This window comes from Peribacillus frigoritolerans (assembly GCF_040250305.1).
Classification (GTDB): Bacteria; Bacillota; Bacilli; order Bacillales; family DSM-1321; genus Peribacillus.
Genome location: NZ_CP158190.1, coordinates 5,464,828 through 5,490,065, shown reverse-complemented (window position 1 = coordinate 5,490,065; position 25,238 = coordinate 5,464,828). Strand labels below are relative to the sequence as shown.

23 protein-coding genes, 1 tRNA gene, 1 pseudogene and 1 riboswitch are annotated in these 25,238 nt (G+C 41.3%); of the genes and pseudogenes, 21 read left to right on the top strand and 4 right to left on the bottom strand.

The window, feature by feature from the left end; all coding sequences use genetic code 11:
* The gene (locus ABOA58_RS27220) at positions 1-537 is read left to right on the top strand and encodes a serine O-acetyltransferase (protein ID WP_350300753.1); all 537 of its coding nucleotides are present in this window, start codon (positions 1-3) and stop codon (positions 535-537) included.
* Between the two features lie 84 nt (positions 538-621).
* Here ABOA58_RS27220 and ABOA58_RS27215 read toward each other — a convergent pair whose 3' ends face one another.
* A complete protein-coding gene (locus ABOA58_RS27215; RefSeq protein WP_350300752.1) occupies positions 622-1,914 on the bottom strand; it encodes an NCS2 family permease in 1,293 nt (430 codons plus the stop codon).
* 295 nt (positions 1,915-2,209) lie between these two features.
* Here ABOA58_RS27215 and ABOA58_RS27210 point away from each other — a divergent pair, with 295 nt between their 5' ends.
* From ABOA58_RS27210 to ABOA58_RS27200, 3 genes are read left to right on the top strand one after another with little or no spacing between them, the layout of a single operon-like run.
* Entirely contained in the window at positions 2,210-3,811 is a 1,602-nt protein-coding gene (locus ABOA58_RS27210) for a DEAD/DEAH box helicase (RefSeq protein ID WP_350300751.1), read from the top strand.
* Between the two features lie 15 nt (positions 3,812-3,826).
* Complete coding sequence (locus tag ABOA58_RS27205; RefSeq protein WP_350300750.1) at positions 3,827-4,735, top strand: phosphotransferase; 909 nt, start codon at positions 3,827-3,829, stop codon at positions 4,733-4,735.
* Between the two features lie 33 nt (positions 4,736-4,768).
* Positions 4,769-5,956, top strand: a complete 1,188-nt coding sequence (locus ABOA58_RS27200) for a class I SAM-dependent methyltransferase (RefSeq protein ID WP_350300749.1) — start codon at positions 4,769-4,771, stop codon at positions 5,954-5,956.
* 106 nt (positions 5,957-6,062) lie between these two features.
* Here ABOA58_RS27200 and ABOA58_RS27195 read toward each other — a convergent pair whose 3' ends face one another.
* Entirely contained in the window at positions 6,063-7,613 is a 1,551-nt protein-coding gene (locus ABOA58_RS27195; RefSeq protein ID WP_034316019.1) for an ABC-F family ATP-binding cassette domain-containing protein, read from the bottom strand.
* Between the two features lie 595 nt (positions 7,614-8,208).
* Between ABOA58_RS27195 and ABOA58_RS27190 the strand changes: the two genes are divergently transcribed.
* From ABOA58_RS27190 to ABOA58_RS27165, 6 genes are all read left to right on the top strand, one after another.
* Positions 8,209-8,625: a DUF2712 domain-containing protein gene (locus ABOA58_RS27190; protein ID WP_350300748.1), complete on the top strand. Its 417-nt coding sequence runs from the start codon at positions 8,209-8,211 to the stop codon at positions 8,623-8,625.
* A 116-nt stretch (positions 8,626-8,741) separates the two neighbouring features.
* Positions 8,742-9,503: a hypothetical protein gene (locus ABOA58_RS27185; protein ID WP_350300747.1), complete on the top strand. Its 762-nt coding sequence runs from the start codon at positions 8,742-8,744 to the stop codon at positions 9,501-9,503.
* Positions 9,493-10,215, top strand: coding sequence for a WxPxxD family membrane protein (locus tag ABOA58_RS27180; protein WP_350300746.1), 723 nt, complete (start codon positions 9,493-9,495; stop codon positions 10,213-10,215). The genes ABOA58_RS27185 and ABOA58_RS27180 overlap by 11 nt, the downstream gene beginning before the upstream one ends.
* Positions 10,202-10,930: a DUF2705 family protein gene (locus ABOA58_RS27175; RefSeq protein WP_350300745.1), complete on the top strand. Its 729-nt coding sequence runs from the start codon at positions 10,202-10,204 to the stop codon at positions 10,928-10,930. Before ABOA58_RS27180 ends, ABOA58_RS27175 begins: the two co-directional genes overlap by 14 nt.
* Before the next feature lie 9 nt (positions 10,931-10,939).
* A complete protein-coding gene (locus tag ABOA58_RS27170; RefSeq protein WP_350300744.1) occupies positions 10,940-11,563 on the top strand; it encodes an ABC transporter ATP-binding protein in 624 nt (207 codons plus the stop codon).
* On the top strand, positions 11,560-12,201 hold the full coding sequence (locus tag ABOA58_RS27165) for a hypothetical protein (RefSeq protein WP_350300743.1): 642 nt from the start codon (positions 11,560-11,562) through the stop codon (positions 12,199-12,201). The genes ABOA58_RS27170 and ABOA58_RS27165 overlap by 4 nt, the downstream gene beginning before the upstream one ends.
* A 254-nt stretch (positions 12,202-12,455) precedes the next feature.
* Here the strand turns inward: ABOA58_RS27165 and ABOA58_RS27160 are convergent, their stop codons facing one another.
* Positions 12,456-14,645, bottom strand: a complete 2,190-nt coding sequence (locus tag ABOA58_RS27160; RefSeq protein WP_350300742.1) for a DNA topoisomerase III — start codon at positions 14,643-14,645, stop codon at positions 12,456-12,458.
* Between the two features lie 253 nt (positions 14,646-14,898).
* On the opposite strand from ABOA58_RS27160, the pseudogene ABOA58_RS27155 reads away from it, so the two are divergent.
* A pseudogene (locus ABOA58_RS27155) lies at positions 14,899-15,177 on the top strand (DNA topoisomerase III); the annotation flags it as partial.
* A gap of 730 nt (positions 15,178-15,907) precedes the next feature.
* Here ABOA58_RS27155 and ABOA58_RS27150 read toward each other — a convergent pair.
* Positions 15,908-15,981 (bottom strand) — tRNA-Arg (locus ABOA58_RS27150).
* Between the two features lie 175 nt (positions 15,982-16,156).
* Between ABOA58_RS27150 and ABOA58_RS27145 the strand changes: the two genes are divergently transcribed.
* The 10 genes from ABOA58_RS27145 (at position 16,157) to ABOA58_RS27100 (ending at position 25,225) form a co-directional block, all read left to right on the top strand.
* Complete coding sequence (locus ABOA58_RS27145) at positions 16,157-17,035, top strand: polysaccharide deacetylase family protein (RefSeq protein ID WP_434547757.1); 879 nt, start codon at positions 16,157-16,159, stop codon at positions 17,033-17,035.
* An 86-nt stretch (positions 17,036-17,121) separates the two neighbouring features.
* Positions 17,122-17,296, top strand: a riboswitch (cobalamin riboswitch).
* 159 nt (positions 17,297-17,455) lie between these two features.
* The gene (locus tag ABOA58_RS27140; RefSeq protein ID WP_413020052.1) at positions 17,456-18,427 is read left to right on the top strand and encodes an ABC transporter substrate-binding protein; all 972 of its coding nucleotides are present in this window, start codon (positions 17,456-17,458) and stop codon (positions 18,425-18,427) included.
* Entirely contained in the window at positions 18,390-19,445 is a 1,056-nt protein-coding gene (locus ABOA58_RS27135) for a FecCD family ABC transporter permease (RefSeq protein WP_350300740.1), read from the top strand. The genes ABOA58_RS27140 and ABOA58_RS27135 overlap by 38 nt, the downstream gene beginning before the upstream one ends.
* A gap of 6 nt (positions 19,446-19,451) precedes the next feature.
* Positions 19,452-20,924, top strand: coding sequence for a heme ABC transporter ATP-binding protein (locus tag ABOA58_RS27130; RefSeq protein ID WP_350300739.1), 1,473 nt, complete (start codon positions 19,452-19,454; stop codon positions 20,922-20,924).
* On the top strand, positions 20,921-21,886 hold the full coding sequence (cbiB, locus tag ABOA58_RS27125; RefSeq protein WP_350300738.1) for an adenosylcobinamide-phosphate synthase CbiB: 966 nt from the start codon (positions 20,921-20,923) through the stop codon (positions 21,884-21,886). Before ABOA58_RS27130 ends, cbiB begins: the two co-directional genes overlap by 4 nt.
* Positions 21,861-22,934: a threonine-phosphate decarboxylase CobD gene (gene cobD, locus ABOA58_RS27120; RefSeq protein WP_350300737.1), complete on the top strand. Its 1,074-nt coding sequence runs from the start codon at positions 21,861-21,863 to the stop codon at positions 22,932-22,934. The genes cbiB and cobD overlap by 26 nt, the downstream gene beginning before the upstream one ends.
* Positions 22,907-23,482, top strand: coding sequence for a bifunctional adenosylcobinamide kinase/adenosylcobinamide-phosphate guanylyltransferase (locus ABOA58_RS27115; protein ID WP_350300736.1), 576 nt, complete (start codon positions 22,907-22,909; stop codon positions 23,480-23,482). The genes cobD and ABOA58_RS27115 overlap by 28 nt, the downstream gene beginning before the upstream one ends.
* Positions 23,479-24,270 (top strand): adenosylcobinamide-GDP ribazoletransferase, encoded by a 792-nt coding sequence (cobS, locus tag ABOA58_RS27110; RefSeq protein WP_350300735.1) that lies wholly within the window; start codon positions 23,479-23,481, stop codon positions 24,268-24,270. The genes ABOA58_RS27115 and cobS overlap by 4 nt, the downstream gene beginning before the upstream one ends.
* Positions 24,228-24,845: a histidine phosphatase family protein gene (locus ABOA58_RS27105; RefSeq protein WP_350300734.1), complete on the top strand. Its 618-nt coding sequence runs from the start codon at positions 24,228-24,230 to the stop codon at positions 24,843-24,845. Before cobS ends, ABOA58_RS27105 begins: the two co-directional genes overlap by 43 nt.
* Positions 24,761-25,225 carry a bifunctional adenosylcobinamide kinase/adenosylcobinamide-phosphate guanylyltransferase gene (locus ABOA58_RS27100; protein WP_350300733.1) on the top strand — a complete coding sequence of 155 codons (465 nt, stop codon included), beginning with the start codon at positions 24,761-24,763 and terminating at the stop codon, positions 25,223-25,225. Before ABOA58_RS27105 ends, ABOA58_RS27100 begins: the two co-directional genes overlap by 85 nt.
* The last annotated feature ends 13 nt before the right edge of the window (positions 25,226-25,238 follow it).

The following is a 25,238-nucleotide window of genomic DNA, read 5'->3' as shown; positions in this document are numbered from 1 at the left end:
ATGGGATTATTTAAATGGATAAATAAATTGGCGTTTATTAGTAACTGGGGGAGACTGGGCGGAATCCACGGAATAATCGTCATGTTTGTTTACCGGATAGGCAATATAATTTACTATAAAGTGAACGTTCCAATCTTAAAACAAGTATTATGGATTTTGTACCGCATGATTGATTTGTTAATTATAAGACTCTTCATGAACTGTGAATTTCCTGCGCAATCTCAAATAGGAAAAAATTTGCATCTCCCACATGGAGCTAAAGGCATTATAATCAATCCGTTTACTAAAATAGGGGATCATGTTACAATATTGCACCAAGTAACGTTCGGGCAAAGTAAAGAAAGCAGAAAAGCTCCTGAGGTTTGTGATTATGCATATATTGGAGTGGGCGCTAAAATATTGGGCGGCATCCGAATTGGCAATAATTCGAAAGTGGGAGCAAATGCTGTTGTTTTGACATCCGTTCCCGATAATTGCACGGCAGTTGGAGTGCCAAGTGTGATTAAAGGTAAGCAGAAAGAAAACGTTATAAAATAATTGCACGTAAACAAATAAAGGAGTGTTCAATTAGCCTAATTGAACACTCCTTTTTATTATCCCATGGTGCCCTTCATGAGATGATCAAGCCAGGAAAATCAGTTGATAAAGAAATAGAGCAGCAAACATGTACACGAACGGATGCACTTCACGGAATTTGCCTCTTGCCATTTTTAAAATGGGGTAGGCGATGAATCCGAGTGCTATCCCGTTGGCGATGCTTGATGTTAAAGGCATGGCGACAATGACCAAAAAGGCTGGGAATGATTCATCAAAGTGTGTCCAGTCAATTTCATTAATGCTCTTAATCATCATGCTTCCCACGATGATCAAGCTAGGTGCCGTGATTGCCGCTACATTTGAGACAGCTCCTATCAGCGGGCTGAAGAAGGCGGTTATTAAGAATAGGATGGCCACTACCAAAGCGGTTAAACCTGTCTTGCCCCCCGCTCCTACACCAGCTGATGATTCAACCGAGGCAGCGGTCGGGCTTGTACCGAACATTGCGCCGACAGTAGTGCCGACGGAATCTGCAAAAAAGGCACTGCCGGATTTTTCAAGCTTATTCTCCTTCAGCAATCCAGCTTGACGGACAATGCCTAATAAAGCACCGGTCGTATCGAATAGCATTACAAGTAAAATGGAGAAGACGACGCCATAAAGCCCATAGTTAATGACATCGGCGATAGATGTGATTGGATTTGCGACTATTATTCCTTCAGGTAAGGAAGGGGTGGAAACCAGGCCGTTAATTTGCAATTGGCCTGTAAAAAAAGCGATTATGGCTGTCACGATCATTCCGATGAATATCGCTCCCTGTACATTACGAACGATCAGCACGATCGTTATGACCAGACCAACCAATGTAAGTGCCACACTTGGATCCCTGAAGCTTCCAAGGGTCACCAGGTTGGATTCATGCTGTGTTACGACACCTGACAAACGAAGTCCGATGAAGGTGATGAAAAGCCCGATTCCGGCACTGATTGCATGCTTCAAGTTATTTGGTATGGCCTCGATCAATTTTGAGCGGAAAGAGGTTAGGGATAAAAGGATAAAGATGATGCCCGTAACAAAGACTGCAGAGAAAGCAACTGTGTATGAGATATCATGGGTTCCCAATACCGAGTATGCAAAATAAGCATTCAATCCCATTGCCGGTGCTATGACAATTGGGTAATTGGCTAAAAGGGCCATGCATAGGGTTCCGACTATTATTGCGATTATGGTTGCTGTGAATGCCTGGTCGAATGGAACACCGGCATCAGAAAGGATCATGGGGTTTACAACGATGATATAAGCCAGTGTTAAAAAGGTTGTAAGCCCCGCAAGTACTTCCGTCTTAATATTTGAATTCCGTTCTTTTAATTTAAACATGCGGTCACTCCTTTTTTCTATACAAAAAACCCTTGCAAAAATCTACAAGGAGGAGATGCTTACCCTTTTTCAAGTAAGTAGCTCGATGATAATAAATCTTATAAATTATATTAGAAAAATAAATAAAGTACAATAGCATGAAAAATTTTAAGGTACAGGTTTTCTCGAAAATAGATAATGATATACTAACAAATAGCTTAGACTAAGGATAATGACATGAAGTGAACGAAGCTGTTACCATTATAGTGGATTTATCAGTCAATTAAATGAAGAAATTCAGAAAGTAGGCCCATACATGACAGAATTCATCGACCTTGGCGTCAGCCCGGCGATTAATAAGATATTAAAGCAAATAGGAATATCCGCCCCTACCCCGATTCAGGAGAAATCGATACCAGATATCCTTGCTGGAAGGGATGTCATCGCGAAGGCGCAGACGGGAACGGGGAAGACTTTGGCCTTTTTGCTGCCAATCCTGGAAAAAGTCGATCCCGCCGCATCCCACATACAATCATTGATCGTCACGCCAACGAGGGAATTGGCTTTGCAAATCACTGCTGAATTGAAAAAATTCGCTGATGAAATCGAAGGACTTCAAGTGCTTGCAGTTTATGGCGGACAGGATGTCGAGCAGCAAATGAAAAAGCTGACAAGAAACATCTCCGTGGTGGTCGCCACTCCAGGAAGGTTATTAGATCATTTACGAAGAGGCACCATCGATCTCTCACAAACTGGAACACTTGTGCTTGATGAAGCTGATCAAATGCTTCATATTGGGTTTTTACCAGAAGTGGAAGAGATCATGGGACAGCTTCCAGAGGAGCGCCAAACGCTGCTCTTTTCAGCGACGATGCCTGAACAGGTGCATCAATTGGCAAAACGCTACATGACTAAACCATTAACTGCCGCTGTGAAGGCTGAGCAAGTAACGGTTGAGAAAATCAGGCAGCTTGTCATCGAGACGACCGATCGTGCCAAACAGTCTTCATTAATCAACATGATCAAAGAAGAACAGCCATACCTTGCGATCATATTTTGCCGTACAAAACGGCGTGTTTCGGTTTTGAATGATGCCCTGAAGGCAGCTGGATTCAATTCGGAAGAGCTTCATGGTGACCTTTCACAAGCAAAGCGGGAACGTGTGATGAAAAACTTCAGAGACGCCAAGCTTCAATATTTAGTGGCAACGGACGTTGCTGCACGAGGGCTCGATGTAGAAGGCGTGACCCATGTGTTTAATTATGATGTTCCCGAGGATGCAGAAAGTTACATCCACCGAATTGGCCGGACTGGCCGAGCGGGTGAGAACGGCTTGGCTGTAACCTTCATAGCAACGAAGGATCTTCAGCTATTAAGCGATATTGAAAAAGGGATCTCCATGAAAATCGAAAGAAGGACGATTGAAGGAGTGAAAATGTTCCAACCAGATGAGGTGAGGCAAAAAAGGAAGCGTCATGAAGATTCTTCTGATGAGGGTACCCGCCGACCGCGTTCGGGAGGTGGAAGGAAACATCGGGAACGGATAGATACGAGAGGACCGAATCGAGGCAGTCACCGTTCTGTAAACCAAGCGGACAATCGTGAAGTCGAGAGGGAGAAACCACGTGGAGGCCGGATGGAAAACGGTCGTGGACCTATTCGTGACGATTCACGGGGAAGCCGTTCGGAAAACGGCCGTGGACCTATTCGTGATGATTCACGGGGAGGCCGTTCGGAAAACGGCCGCGGACCAAGGCGAGAGAATCCGCGGGGTGGCCGCTCGGAAGAAAGCCGTGAGCCAAAGCGTGACAATCCACGAGGAGATCAAAGAGACAGCCGAAGATCTCCTAGTGCACAAGGTCCAAGTAATCGTAGGGGTGGATCTGGCAGCTTTTCTAATAGAGGGAGAAACCGGTAAAAGGGGGAGACGGGAGTGGAAAAGCCTTGGTTGGCAGAATATCCAGTTTCGCTGGTGCTGGCAGGGAAATTGATCATGCTGCAGTTTCCGGAAATTGAGTTGAAAGAGATCAAGCAACTTGGGGAGGGTTTCGATAACACGGTGATACAAATCAATGGGCAATTTGTATTCCGTTTCCCCCGCCGCCCTATTGCAGTTACGTTGATTCAGGTGGAAAGTCAGCTTTTGCCATCCATTGCAGGCACTTTGCCGCTTGCTATCCCTGAACCGATCTTTTTTGGGAAACCAAGTACCCTGTATCCTTATCCTTTTACCGGTTATAAAATGGTAAAAGGACACTTGCCTGAAGAAGAATCAGAGGCAAGTAAGGTCGAATCGGCAAAAAGGTTTGCCCGTTTTTTGAAGGTTCTTCACAGTTTTCCTGCGGAAAGGGCTATGCGTTTGGGTGTGCAGCCTGATGGGATGATGAGGCTTGATGTATCCTATCGAAAGAAATCACTTATGGAAAATGTCTCAAATCTATTAAAGCTAGGATACTTTGAACAGGCACAGGCGGTTAAGGATTTTGTTGAAGCCTTAGACGATTTGGATGTTCAGCATCCGATTTCACTCGTTCACGGAGACATTCATATCCGGAATGTTTTACTTGATGACGAAGGCGTTCTCGCAGGTATCATTGATTGGGGAGATGTTCATATCGGGAATCCAGCCATTGATTTCTCCTTTTTATACAGTTATTTCCCAAAAGAGGCGCGCAGAGCTTTTTTCGAAATCTATGGTGAAATCGAAAAGGAAACAGAGAGCTTAGCCCGGTTCAGAGCCATATATATGCTTGTTACATTACTCGTTTATGGCATAGACCGCCACGATGAAGAGCTGATTGCCATTACGAGTACCGGTTTGAAATTTGCTATGGAAGAATAATCGTCATTCTCTTTTGATGTTTAGGAGGTACATATGAAGGCAAGTTATTATCATACAATCACCTTAATGGCGAACATGTTGGATCAAGCTAATATTCCATACCAATATACAGGTCGATCTGCTCTGTTCGTACAAGGAGTGGATATCGATGAATATCATAAAATCGACCTGGATGTACAATGGGATGTCTTTAATGAGTCTTTGGATCTTTTTTCCGAATACTCCCCAACAAAGCCTGAAAGAAGTCCTGAGACTGCATTCTTTCTAATGGATGTCGAGGGGGTTTCTGTCACTGTTTGCTGCCGGTTTAACACGACCATTAAAACGGACCCTTATCGCTTGTCCATAAAGATGGGGAATATGGAGGTTTGGTGCAGGTCGTTATACAGTTATTTATACGAAGAAGAAATGAGAAAGTACAGTACCGTGATTCATGCTTACTTATCAGCCGAGCAGAAGGGGTTCACAGCGGAAAATGAACAGGCGTGGAACCAGAATAATTATTTAGCGCTTGTCAATCGTTATGGAGATCCCGTGGAATTGGCATCAAAAATCAAGCAAAACCCAAAATGGAGACTGCACCCTTTTTATAAGTATATGGGAGATATATCCGGTAAAAAAATCACTCATTTGATGGGATCGAACGGTGTCAAAGCAGTTGCCCTTGCCATGTTGGGAGCTGAAGTGAAAGTTGTTGATTTTTCCCAGGAAAACGCAATGTTTGCAAATGAGCTGGCGAGTGGTGCCAATGTCTCCATCGAGTATATCGTTTCGGATGTCCTTTCACTATCATCCGAGCATGTATCAGGGAATCAGGATTTGATTTTAATGGAGCTCGGTGTGCTTCACTACTTAATAGATCTGCAGCCGTTATTTGAAAAAATTAAAATGATGCTGAAACCTGGAGGCCGATTCGTACTGCATGAATTTCACCCGATTTCAACAAAGCTCATTACTTCAAATGGTAAAAAACACAAAGTCACAGGCAACTATTTCGCTCCGGCAATCGAAAACAATGAGGTCGCATTTTCGAAGCATATGCCTGATGAGGAAAAAGGGAGCCTTTCAAGAGTTGTACAGCGTAAATGGACAATCGGGGAACTTATAACGTCAATAGGTCAATCAGGGCTGGTTATTAAAGTACTCGAGGAAGAACCTAATCATAAAATGCATGATATTGGGCTTCCGAAAACATATACCTTGGTGGCGGAACGAGTTTAAGCTGCATGATGAGGGAATGATAGCTGACTGAAGGAGCCTTTTCAGTCAGCTTTTTATTTATTCCATAATAAAGGGGATGCCGCGTACCGCGACATCCCCGAAAAAATTAATTTTGTGCCGACCATTCCTCTACATCCCATACTTTGGTTACCCAATCTTCATAGAAATCAGGTTCATGGCATACAAGGACAATCGTTCCTTTATACTCTTTCAATGCACGTTTCAGTTCTTCTTTTGCAACGACATCCAAATGGTTCGTCGGTTCATCGAATAACAGCCAATTGCTTTCGGTAAGCATGAGTTTACATAGGCGCACTTTTGCTTGTTCTCCACCGCTTAAATGGCTCATCGGACGTGTAATGTGCTCGTTTTTCAAACCGACACGGGCAAGAATCGCACGTACCTGCGGTTGGTCCAGATGCGGAAATGCATTCCATACTTCATCGATCGGCGTCGTATCGCCTGCTTTCACTTCTTGTTCAAAATAAGAAGAAAAAAGGAAGTCGCCAAGTGATCTTTTACCGCCTAGAGGATCGATTTTACCCAAAATCGTTTTTAATAGAGTGGATTTACCAACTCCGTTACAGCCGACCACGGCAATTTTTTCTCCCCGCTCGATGGTCATGGACAACTTCGGAAGCAATGGGCGGTCATATCCGATCTCCAGATCTTCACCTTCAAATACATAACGGCTGCTCGCACGTGACTCTTTAAAGTCAAAGGTAGGTTTCATTGCAGTTTCCGGACGATCGATACGTTCCATGCGGTTCAATTGCTTTTGACGGCTCTTTGCCCGACCGGTCGTTGAATAGCGGGCTTTATTTTTTGCAATGAAATCTTCCTGCTTTTTAATGAATTCACGCTGTTTTTCATATGCGTTAATATGTTGGTTTTTATTCAATTCAGCCAGCTCAAGAAATTTTTCATAAGTTGCCGTGTAACGGGTCAGTTTAGAAAATTCAAGATGGAAAATGACGTCGACGACGCCGTTCATGAACTCGGTGTCATGCGAAATTAATAAGAATGCATTAGGATATTCCTTTAAGTAGCTGCTCAGCCAGCGGATATGCTCTACATCCAAGTAGTTCGTCGGTTCATCAAGGAGCAGTACTTCAGGCTGTTCCAAAAGTAGCTTGGCTAGTAAAACCTTTGTCCGTTGTCCGCCGCTTAGGGCAGAGACATCACGGTCCAAACCGATTGCATCCAACCCTAAACCGCGTGCCGCTTCTTCAATTTTAATATCCAGATTGTAAAAACCGCCGGCTTCCAGCTTGTCCTGGATTTCACCCATTTGTTCCAAGAGTTCTTCAAGTTCCTCCGGAGTGGCAGTACCCATTTTCTCTGTAACTTCATTCAGTGCCTTTTCCTGCTCGAATAAAGGTAAGTATGCATCCCTTAATACGTCGCGAATCGATTTTCCTTTAGAAAGTATCGTATGTTGATCAAGATAGCCATATTCGACACCAGGTGTCCATTCGACCCGGCCATCATCATGGATAAGTTGCCCTGTAATGATATTCATCATAGTTGACTTCCCGACACCATTTGCCCCGACCAGACCAACATGTTCCCCGGCCATCAGGCGGAAGGAAACATCCTTGAATAAGGTACGGTCACCAAAGCTGTGTGCTAATTTATCTATAGAAAGTAAGCTCATTTATATTGAACCTCCCAATTAATTTGAAAAAATCCCTACGTTTCATCATACTAAAATCTGCACAGGAATGCTATCTAATCTATTAATTTACATATATGTGGGTACTGAGAAGAGCGGCCCATCGATTACTGTGTTATGGAACTCCCGCCTTCTCCGCGAGTGGTCGATACTCTCTACTACGAATCATAAAAAGGACTCAATTAAATGTCAAAAAAGACACAAGGAGTTTCAAATTTGAAACTCCTTGTGTCTTTAATTCTTATAAAATGAGGATATCCCATGCTTAATTTATGAAGCTTTATTCGGGAAATCGGAGTAACCATCACAAATTAGAAAAAAGCTCATTCGAAATTATTATTTTGAGAACAGATTCTGATTCATCCATTATAAAGGCCTTTTTTTTTTGCACAATATAATCAAGTTGAACAGGGTAAGTTTAATGGGTGTGGAGTCTCTAAATTGGCGCCGTTAGAGAACTATTACTTAGGGTGAATATAGATTATTGTAATTAACGGAATGTTAAAAAAATTAGTTGATTACAAAATAATTATATAAGAAGAAAAATATTACTATTTCAAGAAAATCAAATTTTTTAATGTTTGTATTGATTATCGCCTCAATTTTTAGTATTGGTTCAAGTGTTTTTGCAGCTAACAATACGAGTGATGATAAAAGTTTTCGTTTTACTGTTCCTGCATCTAGCAATCCGGATAAGGGCACTACTTACGAGAATGGCTACTCAAAAACGCAATCAAGATCGACCGCAGAAAAGAATGCTCCATGGTATTTGAATCTTGCCTATTCTTCAGAAGGTGCAGGGACAATTTCGATAATGTGGCTTGCTAAGGGAAGTACTTCCTACTCATATCCAAGCGAATATTACCAAGGAAAAAAATATACCAGTAAAGTTAAAAAAGCTGTCAGTGGTTCAGTACGTATTGGCGCTGAAAATAATAACTTATCTACAAAATCACATATCGTAGAAGGATATTGGGATCCAGCAGTGCGTTAACAGGAAGATAGCATATCCATATTCATGTATGTTAGAGGCCGCCCCCTTTTTACCATCATGAAAGATTCGTATGAGGGGGCTTATATGAGCCTTAAAATGCATAACAAGGAGAAAAAATGAAAAGTCAAATTAGTAGAGTGTTTAGAAATAAATTAAGTCGTTTTGGAATTTTAGCTATCATCCTGATTCCTTGTATGGAGATCATTCAGTTATTATCGGCTGATATTTATGAAGATTCCTATCTGGCAAAGGCCTTTTTTCTTTCAGGGTCGACGATTGGACATGTAACACAAATTATTTTACTGTGGTTTCTCCCACTTTACTTACTGGTGATTTGCTCAGATGATCCTATACAAGATAAGAAGACTGGCGTTAGAGACATCTGGATTTCTAAATTAGGAAAAAAGAAATACTTCTTTGTTAAGCTTAAAGCTTCTTTTATTGTGTCTTTTTCTGTGATTTTTTTAGCCTTAACAATAAATTTTTTAATCAATTCTCTTTTTTTTGATATGGCCGGATTTAGTACAGCAAACAATTATGACGGAGTGTCAGGGGAAGCTTTTTTAAAGAAGCAAGTCGAAAGTCCTTATCTTAGTATCTTTTTATTTTCCTTAACAACCTCTTTTTTTGCGGGTTTGATAGGGGCTGCTGGTACTTGCTTTAGTATGCTGACTTACGATAAAAAAATAACGTATCCAGTAACGTTTGCATTTTGGTATATCCTTATTTCAAATAAGGAGTCGGTAATGTATCTATTTCAACCGTTTGCCGAGTACGGGTTAGAGACTTTAGTACCCATTTTTATTACTTCAACTCTTGCTTTTCTTATTTTGTATATATTGACGTACCTCCATGAGGTGAAGATAAATGAAATCTAAACGGTTGCTTTCAACTATCTGTTTATTCCTGTTTATGGTGGTGCTTTGGTATAAACAAACAAGTGACTTTGTTCATCTTCAACCACTTTATAACAGGTTTCTCTCAATAAACTCTAATATATATTCGCCGAATTCAATCGAAGCACATGTGCTATTTTTCACTTATCCTTTTTTGATGTTCGTAAAAAACACTGCAACTCCAAGTCATGCAGCAGCAACAGTTAGATATTTAATGCGTGGTGCAAAATATCAGAAGGACGTTCTAAATGCTTTCTATGCAGTTCTTATTTTCGTTACAATCCATCTTTTCATTTTAAGTGGCTATAACCTTTTCTATTTGGGAAGTGTTTTTTTAAAAGATGTAAGTTTTGTTCAGATCCTATTATGTGAGTTTCTTGGTCTTGTTTTTTATTATTTCTCGCTAGCTCTTCTTTATATAGCGATTAAAACGATCCTAAATTCAGATATATTATCTTACTCTTTTGTGTTTTTTATTGTGACATTGACTTTCTTTTTCAATAAGTTAGTCATGCAAGAGTTGTATACACCGATTCGAGATCTAGCAAATATCGTTTTATTATTAGTAGCTTCTGGTGATATGTACAGTATAGTAACGATTTATTTGCGCCAAATAACGATTGTCGTAGTCCTGCTTGTTTTTGGGTGGAACATGTTTCAAAGGAAGGATTACCTGAAAAATGACTCAATTTAGAAATGAAGCGTTCATCTTGTTTATTGTTGCACTCATCCAATATGTATATTTCATGAATGATAGTTTAGCTCATTCTTCCTTTCCGTTTTTGGATGGGGTACCGACACCAGTTAGTTATCCTCACTCAGTTACCTATTTAATGGGCTGGTATATATCGATAGCTGCAAGTAGCTTCATTTTATTAGGACACATCTCGGATTCACTATTTGATTACGGAAAATATATCATTTTAAGGGGAAAAAGTAGGATTTCATGGCTAATGTCTAAAGTAATCCATATGTGGAGGGTTGTACTGGTTTTAGTTTTTTCTCAATTAATTGCTACAACTTTTTTTCAAACAATCTTGGAATCTGATCCTGTACTTGAATTTACACACCTGTTTGAAGGTATATTGTTTTATGTGTTAACAATCATGGCTATTTTATCCATACAAATGATATTGGAACTGTATATGAAATCTCAATTGGCGTTTATATTAACCAATTGTTATGTGCTTCTATCAATAACGATTGTTGAAGGTTTCGTTCAAAAAAAAGTGCTATTTCATGTGTTTTTCCCGAACCTTTCAATGAGTTTTCGCAATGGCATTATTGCTAATCCTAACTTGCAGGAAACGGTAGGCCAATTAAATGAGCCGGGGCTTTTTTTAGTTGTTATTATTTTGTTTCTGCTTTGTCTTTCCGTAATAAGAATAAAAAAAATAGAATTAATGTGAGGAATTATAATGATTGAAGTCCATGACTTATCAAAGAAGTTAAAAAAAAATAATGTTTTACAAAACATCACTTACACCTTCGAAAAAGGGAGAATCTATGGTTTGGTTGGAAAAAATGGATCTGGTAAGACCATGTTGCTTCGGGCGATAGCTGGACTTATTATTCCAACTGAAGGCAGTGTAACCATTAATGAAAAAGTATTGCATAAAGATATTTCGTTTCCGCCAAGTATCGGTATTATTATTGAAAATCTCGAATTGCTTCCCCAATTCGATGCTGAGACTAATTTGAAAATTCTTGCTGCGATTAAGAAAACAGCGTCGCTCGAAGATATACAACACGCCATAAAGAGACTTGAGCTGGATCGGTTCGGTACATTGAAAGTAAGAAAATATTCTCTAGGTATGAAGCAGCGACTGAATATAGCACAAGCAATTTTTGAAAAACCTGAAATTATTTTATTGGATGAACCAACTAATGCAATTGATGAAAAAGGTGTGGAACGAGTTCTTGATATTTTTCAAGAAGAACGGGAGAGAGGTGCAACTATCATTATTGCCACTCATAATAAAGAGGATGTTTTCCCGATTTGTGATGAAGTTATAGAAATTAGTAATGGACGGTTAAAATGATGAGAAAATCTCAAATGATTTTTTTGGTTATCACATTTGTATGTTTACTCACAATAATATCCATACCGGAATTCATAAAATCTCTTACGCCAAATGAACACCTTGAAACAAAAAAAATCAAGGGCGGAGGTATCGAATACAGACTCACACAAGGCAACTTCCATGTAGGAAACGATATTCCAGAGGGGTATTATGACGTTACAAGCGATGGTGATAATTATTTTAATGGTACTCAACTTTCAGATGGTGATCATTTTTTAGGTTTGAAACTTTATGATGAAAATATAGCCCAAGTTAGTGGAAAAGGAACAATTAAGCTTGAAAGATCAGCTTTTTCACCAGTTAGTAAAGATGGTGATGTCTATAAAATACATCATTCTGGTTTCTATCAAATTGATGAACAAATAAAATCCGGAAAATATATCATTACTTATGAAACCAGAAATAATGAATCATTAAAGGAGGATCCATGGTTCCAAATTATATCTGATGATTTGCAAAAAATTATAGGAGGAGATTCCTTTGGAGATGCTAATCAGTTTGAAATTGACCTGAAGGAGAATACATGGTTGGAACTTAACCAAAGTGGATTTTCGACTAATAAAAATGTTTCTTTCTTCTTAACACCTGTAAAATAGGCGTAAATTGACACTTAATAACGATATAATCTTCATCTTTTGTTCTGCTCCACACTGTACGTGCAGCTTTCACCTCATAAAGCTTCCAAATCACTCATTTTACGAAGATTATGTACGTTCTTTATCTCAAATGGACTTCGACAGGGCATTTTAAAGATTGGTTATCGTCTCGTTTTGGGTTGCGGAAATCAATTTGGATGTTTTGCCCTCCGCTCCCTAAATCTACATTTTCGGGAGTGGAGGGCAAAAAATTATTATTTATCTAAATTAAACCCTTTTAATAAGTCCGCAAATGGATTATTAATCGGTTCGGCTTCTTTTTCCTGCTCTTTTAAATATTTCTGAACGGAACGTTTATCCACTTTTCCACCAGACTCTTTTTTACGTCTTGCTTCAAAAGCAGATAGTTTCTCGCGGTATCCGCATTTACATGTGAAGATTTGACCATCGCCTTCACCACGTAGTTCCATTTTCTTTTTACATTGTGGACAGCGTGCATTCGTTACACGGGCGACATTCTTTTTATGGCCGCATTCACGATCTTGGCAGACGAGCATTTTGCCTTTTTTGCTATTCACTTCAAGCATTGGCTTACCACAGTCTGGACAGGATTTCGTTGAGATATTGTCATGTTTATATTTTTTGTCACTCGTTTTGATTGCACTGACAATCTCTTTTGTGTAATCTTTCATTTCATTGATGAACACATCTTTTTTCAGTTTCCCTTTTGCGATTAGCTCGAGCTTTTGTTCCCACTCAGCTGTTGTTGCAGGAGATTTTAGTTTTTCTGGCACTAAATCTAAAAGCTGACGCCCCTTAGCTGTGATATAGATTTCCTTACCGCCACGTTTTTCGAATAAGAACGAATTAAATAATTTATCGATGATATCAGCACGAGTGGCTACTGTACCAAGTCCTCCAGTAGATTTTAACGTGTCCACAAGCTTTTTATCATTTGTTTTCATGTATTTCGTGGGATTTTCCATTGCTGATAGTAAAGTCGCCTCAGTAAAGCGTGCTGGGGGCTTTGTTTGGCCTGACGTTTGAGTGATTATTTTTGTCTTTAATACATCGTCTTTTTCAATACGAGGTAATAACTGCTCTTTTACATCATCTGATTCTTCATCATCAAAATGGTTTGCATAAACTTCTTTCCAGCCAGAATGAATCACTGTTTTTCCTTTAGCGATAAATTTTTGATCCCCGATTTTCGTTTGCACTGTTAATTGCTCATATTCAAATGCAGGGAATAAAACAGCTAAGAAACGTTTCACGACAAGGTCGTAGATTTTGCGTTCTTTGTCAGTGAAGGATGAAATATTTACGTAACCTTCAGTTGGAATAATGGCATGGTGATCACTCACTTTACTATCATCCACAAATCCTTTTGACACTTTAATAGGTTTACTTAACACTTTATTTGCAAGAGGACGATATTCACCTATGGCACATGCTTTTAAACGCTCCGGAAGCGTACTAACGATATCGGATGATAAATAACGTGAATCTGTACGGGGATAAGTCAAGACTTTGTGTTGCTCGTACAATTTTTGCATAATGTTCAATGTTTCTTTAGCAGAATAGCCAAAGAGTTTATTCCCATCACGTTGTAACTCTGTTAAATCATATAGACCAGGTGCGAATGTTTTCTTTGCTTTGCGGTCAATGGTAACAACAGTCGCATCTTTACTTCCAAGTGATTTCACGATTGCGTCGGTCTTTTCTTTATTAAAGCTGCGACTATTTCCATTTTCATCTTGCCACGTTAACTTGAGTCCATCCGTTTGGGCTTCGATTCCATAATAGGTTTGCGGTTTGAAATTCGCAATTTCCTCTTCGCGTGCTGCAACCATTGCAACTGTTGGTGTTTGAACACGTCCACAGTTTAATTGTGCATTAAATTTTGTCGTTAAGGCACGAGTTGCATTCAAGCCGATATACCAATCCGCTTCCGAACGTGCTACTGCAGAAGTATACAAGTCTTCATAAGCTTTACCAGGCTTTAAGTTATTGAATCCATCTTTAATAGCTTTATCTGTTACAGAAGAAATCCAGAGTCGTTTGATAGGCTTATGAACTTTTGCTTTATCAATAATCCAACGTGCAACTAATTCTCCTTCTCTCCCTGCATCAGTAGCCACAATTACTTCATTTACATCACTGCGATTTAATTGTGTTTTAACAGTATTAAATTGCTTTCCTGTTTGTTTCATGACAACTAACTTCATGTGTTCAGGAAGCATAGGAAGGTCTTCCAGTTTCCAGGTTTTATATTTAATATCGTATGCCTCTGGATCTGCTAGTGTAACTAAATGTCCTAATGCCCACGTAACGATGTATTTATCGCCTTCTAAAAACCCATTGCCTTTTTTATTGCACTTCAATACATTTGCGATATCACGTGCAACTGAAGGCTTCTCAGCAATTACCACACTTTTTGACATTTGTTCAAACTCCCTTACTAACTATTTACCGTCTAATATAACATAATTTCAAGGAGGAAATTGCCCCATACACTCCTATTTTAGAGGACATAATAGACATTGCTTGTTTGAGAATTTAAACTTCTTTTTTTAAGCGTGTATTTTCTCTGGAAATTTCATTAACTTTTTTAGGAGAAATTGTAGTTTCTATATTTGAATAAATCTTAAAGTAGGAGATATTCCATATTCGTCCCCGTCAGGAACGAAATGTCCTGATTGCGGCCACAAAAAAAGTGTTTCACGTGTAACAAATGCCAGATGCCCGCAATGTCATAAAAAGATGGAAATGCGCGGTCAAGGAGAAGCACAGACATTCACCTGTAAATGCGGTTTTCACGAAAAACTATCTTCTTACAATAAACGAAGAGGGCAAAATAAAAATCAAAAAGTATCCAAAAATGAAGTATCCAATTATATGAAAAAGCAAAATAAAGAAGAGCCGATTAATACTGCATTGGCAGATGCCTTGGCGAAACTGAAATTCGATAAATAAAAGAAAAAGGATGGAGCAATCGCTCCATCCTTTTTCGGTATATTCCTGCTTCGACTAAATTTCATTCAGTACGGTGCCATGTAATTAATATTCAAGTGTTTTGTCAGTGTGTGTGTTTATCCGAATCTACTCGTATGAGCGTACTGAATGGCTTCTGATCACCCGGACTGAAAATTGCTTCATCATTCTCTGGATTCCATAGGCTGTAAATACTCATGATCGTATCTTCCTCCTTTGGATGAGAAGACTAGTAATTCCCATGTTTGATTATCATCCAACTCTTCAATTGACTCTAACGCTGATCACCGGGACTAAAAACCGCTGCGTCATTCTCTTTGTTCCATTGGCTTCTGATTGTACTCATCATGCACTATCATCTCCTTTGGTGAGAATGTCTTACAGTATTCATATACCCGGATGGGACAGGTTAAAACATATATTTCAAAAAAAGACATGATTATATCCAGAAATCCATTATTTTTTTCAGGTATATATTGACGTAATAAATACAACGCTTTTTACTATCAAACAGTTTGTATTCTTGTTCGCCAATATTTCCAACCTTTATGCATAGTTTGCAATCAGATTTTTTATATCTATATGGCTTGATGAAATAATTTAGCTTTGAGATCTGCGTTTTCTCCATCAAAAAATCAATTGTTCTTAACCAACAGAAAAAAACCCCTGTTACTCCGCGGAAGGACCGCTTGTAACAGGGGTTTATAATTAGCGTCCCAGATAGGAATCGAACCTACGACCTACAGCTTAGGAGGCTGTCGCTCTATCCTGCTGAGCTACTGGGACATATAAAAAAGTCGACGACTTATTTATTATATTTCTTATAGGCAAACTTTTCAAGCTAATAGCACATACTTATGAAAAAAAATCCTCACTCTCGTCTTTCCCTTTTTTTCATTTAATGGAATACTTTATTAATCGCTAGTTTTCTGGTACTATTTCACTATAAAAAATTAGGAGAATGATAGTGGGAAAATATAGAGTTTTATGGATGGTTGCATTGCTGGGGATTTTGATTTTACCTGGATGCTCACAATGGATTTTAGAAGGTATAGGCACAAAGACTGCTGCACCGATTGCGGAAGATGAAATTGAAGTGGCCGAAGCGGCGGAGAATGGGGAAGGGCAGGAATTGGAGGGCAAAATCGATACGGAAGACTGGATAACGGTCGAGTCCGACGTCCAGCTTCCAATCTTGATGTATCACAGCATTTCTGAAGGTAATCGCCTTCGGGTTCCAAGGGAGGAATTCCGGTCTCAGATGGCTTGGCTTCGGGAGAATGGCTACTATACATTATCCCCTGAAGAAGCATTCCTCGTATTAACCGAGAATCGGATGCCAAGTGAGAAGTGCGTCTGGCTTACTTTTGATGATGGCTATACAGATAACTTCACGGAGGCTTTTCCGATAATAAAAGAAAATGATATGAAAGCAACTGTCTTCATGATCGGGAAGTCCATTGATAAAGGTCATCACCTGACTGAAAATCAAATGATGGAGATGAGCAGGAATGGGATTTCGATCGAAAGCCATACTATCAACCATTTGGAGCTGAACCGCATGACGGCAGAGCAGCAAGAAGCTGAAATGGTCCAGTCGAAGGAGCTATTCGACCGTATTCTCGACCAGGACACGACAGTGCTTTCCTATCCGGTTGGCCGGTATAACGAAGAGACTCTCAGGCTGTCAGAGGAAGCTGGATACAAGATGGCAGTCACTACCGAACCTGGGGGAGCTTCAAGGGAACAAGGGATGCATGCCCTGCATCGAGTTCGGATTTCACCCGGGTTATCAGTCGATGGGTTTGCGTCACTGATTGAAAATGCTTCAAATCATTGAAGGTGGCAGGGGCATTTCGAACCTGTTCAGAAAAATCATTTAATAATCGATTCTTACATGGTGTATAATGAAGGCAGTGAAAATTATATACATATGAACGATTTGGTGTCGTAATGACTTAAAAGGGAAGCTGGTGAAATGCCAGCGCGGTCCCGCCACTGTATATGGGAGCTGACGGCTGTGTACCACTGTATGAGATATGGGAAGGTGCCGTTGACGATGACCATGAGCCAGGAGACCTGCCAAAATTCGTACACCTGTAACCTACGCGGATGGGAAGGTGTGTGGCAGACCATAAGAAGTCCGTAATGATATTGTTGCCATACAAGCACCTTCCGTTTAACGGGAGGTGCTTTTTGTTTTGGGGGCATCTTCCGAGATTATGAGGTGGAAAGAAATTAAATAAAAAGATTGTGGGGAATGAAAATGAAGAAAATTTTTGGTCTGATACTGTTGATGTTGCTTGTTGCAGGCATGATGGTCGGCTGCAGTGACACTACTGATGAAGGAAAAGAAAAGCAGCAAACGAATCATGCTCAACACGAAGCTTTCCCGATTACGATTAAAGATGCAACTGGGGAAAAAGTAACGATAGAACAAAAACCGAAGAAAATCGTTTCGTTAATACCAAGTAATACGGAAGTGGTCTTTGCACTTGGTTTGGGTAAAAAGGTCATTGGTGTTTCCGATAATGATAATTACCCGGAAGAAACGAAGGAAATTGAAAAAGTTGGCGGAATGGAAATGAACACGGAGCTGATTGTCTCCATGAAGCCTGACCTTGTTCTTGCGCATGCATCAAGTGCCCATAATTCGAATGAGGGTTTACAACAGCTTAAGGATGCTGGAATAGATGTCCTCGTAGTCAATGATGCACAAAGCTTTGACCAAGTCTATGAGTCTATTGAAATGATTGGACAGGCAACGGGTGAACATGACAAGGCAAACGAAATCGTTGCGGATATGAAAACGAAGCTCAAGGATATCGAGGAAAAAGCCAAATCCGTAAAGGAAGAGGATAGGAAGACAGTTTTAGTGGAGGTTTCGCCTTCACCGGAAATATACACACCGGGAAAAAATACTTTCATGAATGAGATGCTTAATATTATTTCAGCGGATAATGCTGCTGCTGATTTGGACGGTTGGGCAAAAATTGATGAAGAGTCGATGATTGCTGCAAATCCTGATGTCATCATTACAACTTATGGTTATTATACGAAAGATTCAGTAAGTGAAGTGAAGGGCCGAAAAGGATGGCAAGACGTAAATGCTGTTAAGAATGGCAAAGTCTTTGATGTCCATTCTGACTTGGTGACCCGTTCCGGTCCACGCTTGATAGAGGGAGTAGAGGAACTTGCCAAATCAGTCTATCCGAACCAATTTAACAACTAAATGGACGTTTGCTTATTTGATTGCGTTGTTAATTTTGTTATTCGCAATGACGATAGGCATTTCCTTTGGTTCGGTGTCAGTACCGATTCCCGTACTTTTACAAATAATCGGCAAGGAGATCTTTCATTTGCCGATTTCTGCTGATCCGGATGTGATGCTGACGAATATCGTGATGAACATCCGCTTGCCGCGTGTGTTGCTTGCGGGTTTGGTCGGGGCATCGCTTGCGATTGCGGGTGCGGCATTTCAGGGGCTGCTCCGGAACCCGCTCGCTGATCCTTACACATTAGGTATTTCATCAGGAGCATCGGTCGGCGCCGTATTGACAATATTCTTGAATATATCACTGCCGTTCATCGGTTTATACACTCTTCCGGCACTGAGCATCTTATGCTCAGTGCTCACGATGCTCTGCGTATTGACTTTTGCAAAAAAAATGGATCGATCGATGAAAGTGGAAACGATCATTTTAACGGGAATCATTTTCAGCTCGTTTTTAAGTGCATTCATTTCATTGATGATTGCGCTGACGGGTGATGAATTAAGACAAATCATCGGCTGGCTGATGGGAAGCGTTTCAATGCGCGGATGGAATTATATTGCAATCATTTTGCCGTTTTTTATTCTTGGTTCGTTTATCTTGATCATGAATACAAGTGAATTGAATGCGATGACTTTTGGGGAAGACCGGGCAAAACACTTAGGTGTGAATGTTAAGCGGCGGAAAATGTGGATCTTGATAGCCGGTTCGACATTGACAGGGGCAGCGGTTGCCGTTTCAGGGGCGATTGGCTTTGTAGGATTGGTCATTCCTCATTTTGTCCGAAAGATATGGGGACCTGACCATAAACATTTGCTTCCGCTGTCATTGTTGATAGGAAGCGGATTTCTAATTTTGGCTGACTTTGTAGCACGGACGGTCATTGCCCCATCGGAACTGCCGATCGGGGTGATCACCTCACTTATCGGGGCACCTGCATTTGCGCTGATTTTATTAAAGAGACGGAGAGAAGGGTAAAAACGGATGCTTGAAGTTAAAGGGTTAACAGGTGGATATGACAACAAAGCTGTTTTGGACTCTGTCTCTTTTGATGTACATAAAGGAGAATTATTCGGGATTCTTGGTCCTAATGGCAGCGGAAAAACGACGCTCTTAGGAATGCTTAGCGGGGTGCTCGATTATAAGGGCGGAAGCGTACGGATAAGAGGTAAGGATTTGAAGGATTATTCGTCAAAACAACTTGCACAGGTCATTGCTGTGCTCCCTCAACATTCCTCATTAGCTTTCTCCTATACAGTAAAAGAGACGGTCTCACTTGGGCGATATGCCCATCAATCAGGTTGGTTCCATAGTTGGTCCGCAGAAGATGAAGCGATTGTCCAACGGGTTATGGAACAAACGGGCGTAGCCGATTTCCAGGCTCTGCATTTTGAACGATTATCAGGAGGGGAGAGGCAGCGGGTCCTGCTGGCACAGGCACTTGCCCAAGAGCCTGAAATCCTTTTTTTGGATGAACCTACGAATCACTTGGATCTTTCCTATCAAAAAGACCTTCTTGATTTAATGAGGAAAATGGCAAAAGAGCAGAATTTGACCGTTATTTCAATTTTCCATGACCTGAATTTGGCTGGGTTATATTGTGATCGGCTGATGTTGCTTGAGAAGGGGAAAATTCAGGTTGTTGATGTGCCGAATGAAGTGCTCCAACAGGAACGGATTCAGGGTGTATATCATACGACGATCGAAAAACATCCACATCCCGCCCTTCCGAAACCGCAGATGTTCATCGTTCCGGAAAAGCATGGCCATGATACTATTACATTGGAAATTGATGAATCTTATCTGACAGTCGGACCTGAGATGATTCAATTGGATTCTCCGATCCCGCTTAGAACGATGTCTTCCGGAGTGACTGGTTCGGGGACGGGCTGGCATAAATATTTTGTGAATAGGCACGTACATCATGGCTATGACTGCGAGGATCATCATGTTGAAATGGCCGAGTATTTAAAAACTCATGGTTTTGAACCTCAGGAGACGGTAGGGATGATGACAGCTGTCTTTCTCGATACGGTTGCTTTCAAGCTTTTAAGAGCGGAAGATTTCTCTGTTTTCATTATCGTGACGGCTGGTGTAGGAAATGCCATCGACGCTTCTTTAGCTGACCGGCATTCTTGGAGTTCCGCTCCGGGAACGATAAATACATGGATATTCGTAAATGGACATTTGGCAGAAGAGGCTTTCATCCACAGCATAGTTACTGCGACCGAGGCAAAAGTAAAAGCGCTTCATGATTTGCATGTACTGGATAAGGTGACAAATACATGTGCAACAGGAACATCGACTGACAGCATTTTGATTGCGGCTGCTCAAAGAGGGGCAAAGCTTCAATATGCAGGCACCATCACTCCGTTAGGGAAGCTGATCAGTCGCGGTGTATATGATTGTACAGTGGAAGCATTAAAGAATAATCGGAAACGGATTGAGGATTTATGATCTATCATCATCTTTTTGCGGTTACGCTGGCATTTTTCCTTGATCTATTAATCGGTGATCCGCCAAATTGGCCGCATCCAGTCAAATGGATAGGAACGATGATAAGCAAGCTGGATCTGGCATTCAATAGAGGGGCATATAAGAAACGGAATGGACTCTTCATGTTGATCATCGTCTTATCGGCGGTGTTATTGATTACGGGTCTTACCGTCTATTTGGCTTATCTAATCCATCCGCTTGCAGGTATCCTTTGGGAAGCTGCTGTCATTTCTACTACGATAGCTCAGAAGGGCTTGAAGCAAGCTGGGATGGATGTTTGCCTTCCGCTTAATGAACGCGATTTTCCTGAAGCGAGGCTAAAGCTTTCCTATATCGTGGGCCGTGATACGGAGGATCTTGATGAATCCGAAATTGTCAGGGGCACCGTGGAAACTGTAGCGGAAAATACCAGTGATGGGATTACAGCCCCAATGTTTTGGGCAGCTATTGGCGGTGCGCAGCTAGCTATGGTGTACAGGGCGATTAATACATGCGATTCCATGGTAGGGTACAAAAATGATAAATATGGGCAATTCGGCTGGGCTTCAGCCAAGCTCGATGATATCGTGAACTGGATTCCCAGCCGCCTCACCGGTTACCTGATGTTACTGAGCTCAAAATCTCACTATCATGGATTTGGTGCTAGATGGAGGATATTGTTTAATGACGCAAAAAAACATCCAAGCCCGAATAGCGGGTGGTGTGAAGCAGGCGTTGCTGCGATTTTGGGAATACAGCTTGGAGGCCTTAATATGTACAACGGAATTGTTTCCGACCGTGCGAGGATGGGAGTTCCGCTTGTTCGATTGGAAGCAAAACATATACCAAAAACGATTACCATCATGCATCGGTCATCTTTTCTATTTCTGCTGATGCTATGGCTAGGGGGGCTTATTCTTGACATTACCTTCTCATGGCTCTAATCCTCATTATCTTTATGAAGCGCTGAAAATCGAGATGCCTGAAGGGGTTCTCGACTTCAGTGCTAACATCAACCCATTGGGTCCGCCTTTACGCATAAAGGAACAGTGGGCTGGATTTTTCGAAGGAATCCTTCAATACCCAGATCCGCATGCCATTAAACTGACAAAATCCATTGCAAAAAAAGAAGCTCTTCCTGAGCAATCCGTTTTGGTGGGGAACGGTGGTGCTGAAATAATCATGCTGGTAGCGAACGGATTAGCCAATCAAAGGGTGCTGATCATTCAGCCGGCATTTGCGGAATATGCTGAAGCTTGTTTGGCAGCAGGATGTAAGGTCGATTTTCACCAGCTTGATGCTCCTGAGTGGCAATTGGACTTGGAGCGATTGATTCCCCGATTACCCGAATATGATGCAATTTTCTTATGTACGCCTAATAATCCGACGGGTGTTTCATTTAATCGGGATGCAGTCAGGGAATTGATCATGGAATGCCAAAAAGCGGATTGCCTGGTTGTATTGGATGAGGCTTTTTATGATTTTACGGAAGATGCCTTTAGTTATGCTTCTTTAATCAATGCATTTCCACATTTACTCATTCTAAGATCAATGACTAAAATCTTTGCAATCCCGGGTTTGAGACTAGGCTACTTGCTTGCGGCACCTGACATCATAAAACGGGTTAGAAACTATAAGCCGCATTGGAGCGTCAACCACGTGGCGCTTGAAGTGGGGGAAATCTGTCTTGCGGAAGAAGCCTATATGAGAAAAACAAGAGACTATATTGCATGGCAAAAGCAAAAACTATTCCGGTTTTATGAGGAGCAAGGGTTGAATGTCTCTGCTAGCACAGTCAATTTTTATTTGGTGAAGGATGAATCTCTATCCCTTTTCCCCTTTTTGCTGAAAAAAGGAATCGTACCGCGCCATACCAATAATTTTCCGGGTTTGGACGGAGTGTGGCTTCGGTTTGCAGTGAAGAGTGAACATGATAACGAAGCACTGATGGAGGGGGTAAGACAGTGGAGAAAGCAAGGCTCTGTTTTATAACCGGGGGTGTCCGTTCAGGAAAAAGCAGCTTCGCAGAAAGAAAAGCACTGGAGTTTGCGCTCCAAACGAATGGGAACTTGCATTACCTTGCCTGCGGCCGTGTCAGTGATGCTGAAATGGGTGAACGGATCCTTAGGCATCGGAAAGATAGGGAAAGCAGCCCGATTGCGTGGAAGACCTCTGAATACGCAACGGATATTACAAGAATAGGGGCGGATATTGATCAGGATTCCATAATTCTGCTCGATTGTCTGACAACCCTGCTTGATAACGAACTATTTGGCCCTGGCCTTCCGCTTGAAGAAGAATTCTTAAATAGCGTTTTTTCAAAAATAATAACCGGAATCAATGAGATAAGAAAACAATCCAATTGTTTAATAGTCGTGAGCAATGAATTGGTGCAGGAACCGATTTTCCAGGATGATTTCCTTCATAAATACGGAAAAACACTGGGTCTGCTTCATCAAACGATCGTCGGACTGGCCGATGAAGCCTATCTAGTGGAAGCGGGGATTCCATTGCGGAAGAAAGGGGGCATGCAGGGATGAGCGGAGTGATCGGATTTTTAATTAACCTGCAGTTCTTTACCGTCTTTCCAATAAAGAAGCAGCTTCCGATGGAGAAGAAATATATTCACCGTGCCATTCAAACCTTTCCATTAGTAGGTCTTTTGCTAGGGTTGTTATTGGGCGGCGTTTTGTATGCACTAGTGGAATGGACCCCATTGTCATCGCTTGCGATTGCCTTTTTCCTTTGGTTTTTGACCATGGCATTAACGGGAGGTTTGCATCTCGATGGCTGGATCGATGCAAGTGATGCTTTTTTTTCCTATCAGGATAAAGATCGGCGATTGGAAATCATGAAGGATTCCAGGACAGGTGCATTCGGTGTCATCTCCGTCATAGTCCTATTGGCCGCAAGGTTTCTATTTATCTATGAAATTGTCGAAAGGGTAAATGAATGGACATACTTCTTGATCATTGCCCTTCCGCTCTTAAGCAAATGTGTGATGGGTTATTTACTCATCCGGATGCCGCTGGCTAAAAAAGAGGGGCTAGGTGCTTTTTTTCAAAGTGCAGTGACGAAAAGCAGTTTGCCCATTTATTGGCTGTATCTCCTTGTAAGTCTGACGATTGCCTGGATCATCGATTTTAAGCTTGTCACCTTATTTTTCATCATGTTTCTGGCTGCCGTGTTTTTCCTGGTTTATATAAAACGTAAAATCGTCAGTTGGTTCGGTGGGATAACGGGGGATGTACTGGGGGCTTCCGTGGAAGGGGTTGAGCTTTGGTTATGGCTGATATTGTGGCTATTACACTACTTCGCCATGGGCTGACAGCAGCAAATGAACGTAAGGCCTATTTAGGCTGGACGGATTCTCCATTAAGTACCGAAGGAGAAAAGGAAATACTGGACTTAAGGGGCTCATACCCACAGTATGAAAAAATTTTCAGCAGTGATTTGCCCCGCTGTGTGGAAACTGCACGACTTCTGTTTCCACATGCAGTTCCGGTCAAAAACCCTTCGTTCCGTGAGATGAACTTCGGCAATTGGGAAGGACGGACGTATCATGAGTTGAAGACAGATGGAGATTATCTTAATTGGCTGGAACGTCCCATGGAGGCACTGGTGCCTGGGGGTGAAAGGTATCCGGCATTTTCCGAGCGTGTGAATAATGGCTGGAACGAATTGATTGCCTGTAAGGAGAACCGATTTGCCCTAATGACGCATGGAGGGGTAATCCGTGATTTATTGGTCCGCTATGCCCCGCAGGAAAAGTCTTTTTTTGATTGGAGGATTTCCCATGGCCGGGGATATGAGCTGATATGGGAAGACCGGAACAGCTTAAGGAGGGGAGAACGCTGCACTTTGTTACAGGAGGCGCCTATAATGGCAAAACTAAATGGGTAAAGCAATTTTATGGTTTGGAAAATGATGTCCTTTGGCTATCCGGTTATCGAAAAGAACAGCCGGAAATGATTGTTTTCCAAGGCAAGACGGTTGTATTGCAAGGGTTGGATGCATGGATTCAACAAGATGCAGAAAAGATGGATTCAGATTCGATTCGAAAAAAATGGAAGGAAATCATGGCTGATTGGCGAATATGGGAGAAAGAAAGAGATGACCGCAACTGCATTGTGATCGGTTCAGATATCACCAAAGGCATAGTGCCGATGGAAGCAAGAGATCGCAGATGGCGCGATGCCTGCGGATGGGTCTTTCAAGATGTAGCATCCATTTCAAGGCGCGTTGATATCATCTGGTATGGAATTGACCAGCGAATAAAGTAGAGGAGGTAATTGG

Bases quoted from the DNA above. Each gene is read 5' to 3' on its own strand.
- ABOA58_RS27220 (WP_350300753.1), top strand. From the start codon at position 1: ATGGGATTATTTAAATGGATAAATAAATTGGCGTTTATTAGTAACTGG.
- cobS (WP_350300735.1), top strand. From the start codon at position 23,479: ATGAGCGGAGTGATCGGATTTTTAATTAACCTGCAGTTCTTTACCGTC.
- ABOA58_RS27145 (WP_434547757.1), top strand. From the start codon at position 16,157: ATGATAGTGGGAAAATATAGAGTTTTATGGATGGTTGCATTGCTGGGG.
- ABOA58_RS27140 (WP_413020052.1), top strand. From the start codon at position 17,456: ATGAAAATGAAGAAAATTTTTGGTCTGATACTGTTGATGTTGCTTGTT.
- ABOA58_RS27190 (WP_350300748.1), top strand. From the start codon at position 8,209: ATGTTTGTATTGATTATCGCCTCAATTTTTAGTATTGGTTCAAGTGTT.
- cbiB (WP_350300738.1), top strand. From the start codon at position 20,921: ATGATCTATCATCATCTTTTTGCGGTTACGCTGGCATTTTTCCTTGAT.
- ABOA58_RS27195 (WP_034316019.1), bottom strand. From the start codon at position 7,613: ATGAGCTTACTTTCTATAGATAAATTAGCACACAGCTTTGGTGACCGT.
- ABOA58_RS27175 (WP_350300745.1), top strand. From the start codon at position 10,202: ATGACTCAATTTAGAAATGAAGCGTTCATCTTGTTTATTGTTGCACTC.
- ABOA58_RS27200 (WP_350300749.1), top strand. From the start codon at position 4,769: ATGAAGGCAAGTTATTATCATACAATCACCTTAATGGCGAACATGTTG.
- ABOA58_RS27130 (WP_350300739.1), top strand. From the start codon at position 19,452: ATGCTTGAAGTTAAAGGGTTAACAGGTGGATATGACAACAAAGCTGTT.
- ABOA58_RS27100 (WP_350300733.1), top strand. From the start codon at position 24,761: ATGGGAAGACCGGAACAGCTTAAGGAGGGGAGAACGCTGCACTTTGTT.
- ABOA58_RS27165 (WP_350300743.1), top strand. From the start codon at position 11,560: ATGATGAGAAAATCTCAAATGATTTTTTTGGTTATCACATTTGTATGT.
- ABOA58_RS27210 (WP_350300751.1), top strand. From the start codon at position 2,210: ATGACAGAATTCATCGACCTTGGCGTCAGCCCGGCGATTAATAAGATA.
- ABOA58_RS27185 (WP_350300747.1), top strand. From the start codon at position 8,742: ATGAAAAGTCAAATTAGTAGAGTGTTTAGAAATAAATTAAGTCGTTTT.
- ABOA58_RS27215 (WP_350300752.1), bottom strand. From the start codon at position 1,914: ATGTTTAAATTAAAAGAACGGAATTCAAATATTAAGACGGAAGTACTT.
- ABOA58_RS27170 (WP_350300744.1), top strand. From the start codon at position 10,940: ATGATTGAAGTCCATGACTTATCAAAGAAGTTAAAAAAAAATAATGTT.
- ABOA58_RS27160 (WP_350300742.1), bottom strand. From the start codon at position 14,645: ATGTCAAAAAGTGTGGTAATTGCTGAGAAGCCTTCAGTTGCACGTGAT.
- ABOA58_RS27105 (WP_350300734.1), top strand. From the start codon at position 24,228: ATGGCTGATATTGTGGCTATTACACTACTTCGCCATGGGCTGACAGCA.
- ABOA58_RS27180 (WP_350300746.1), top strand. From the start codon at position 9,493: ATGAAATCTAAACGGTTGCTTTCAACTATCTGTTTATTCCTGTTTATG.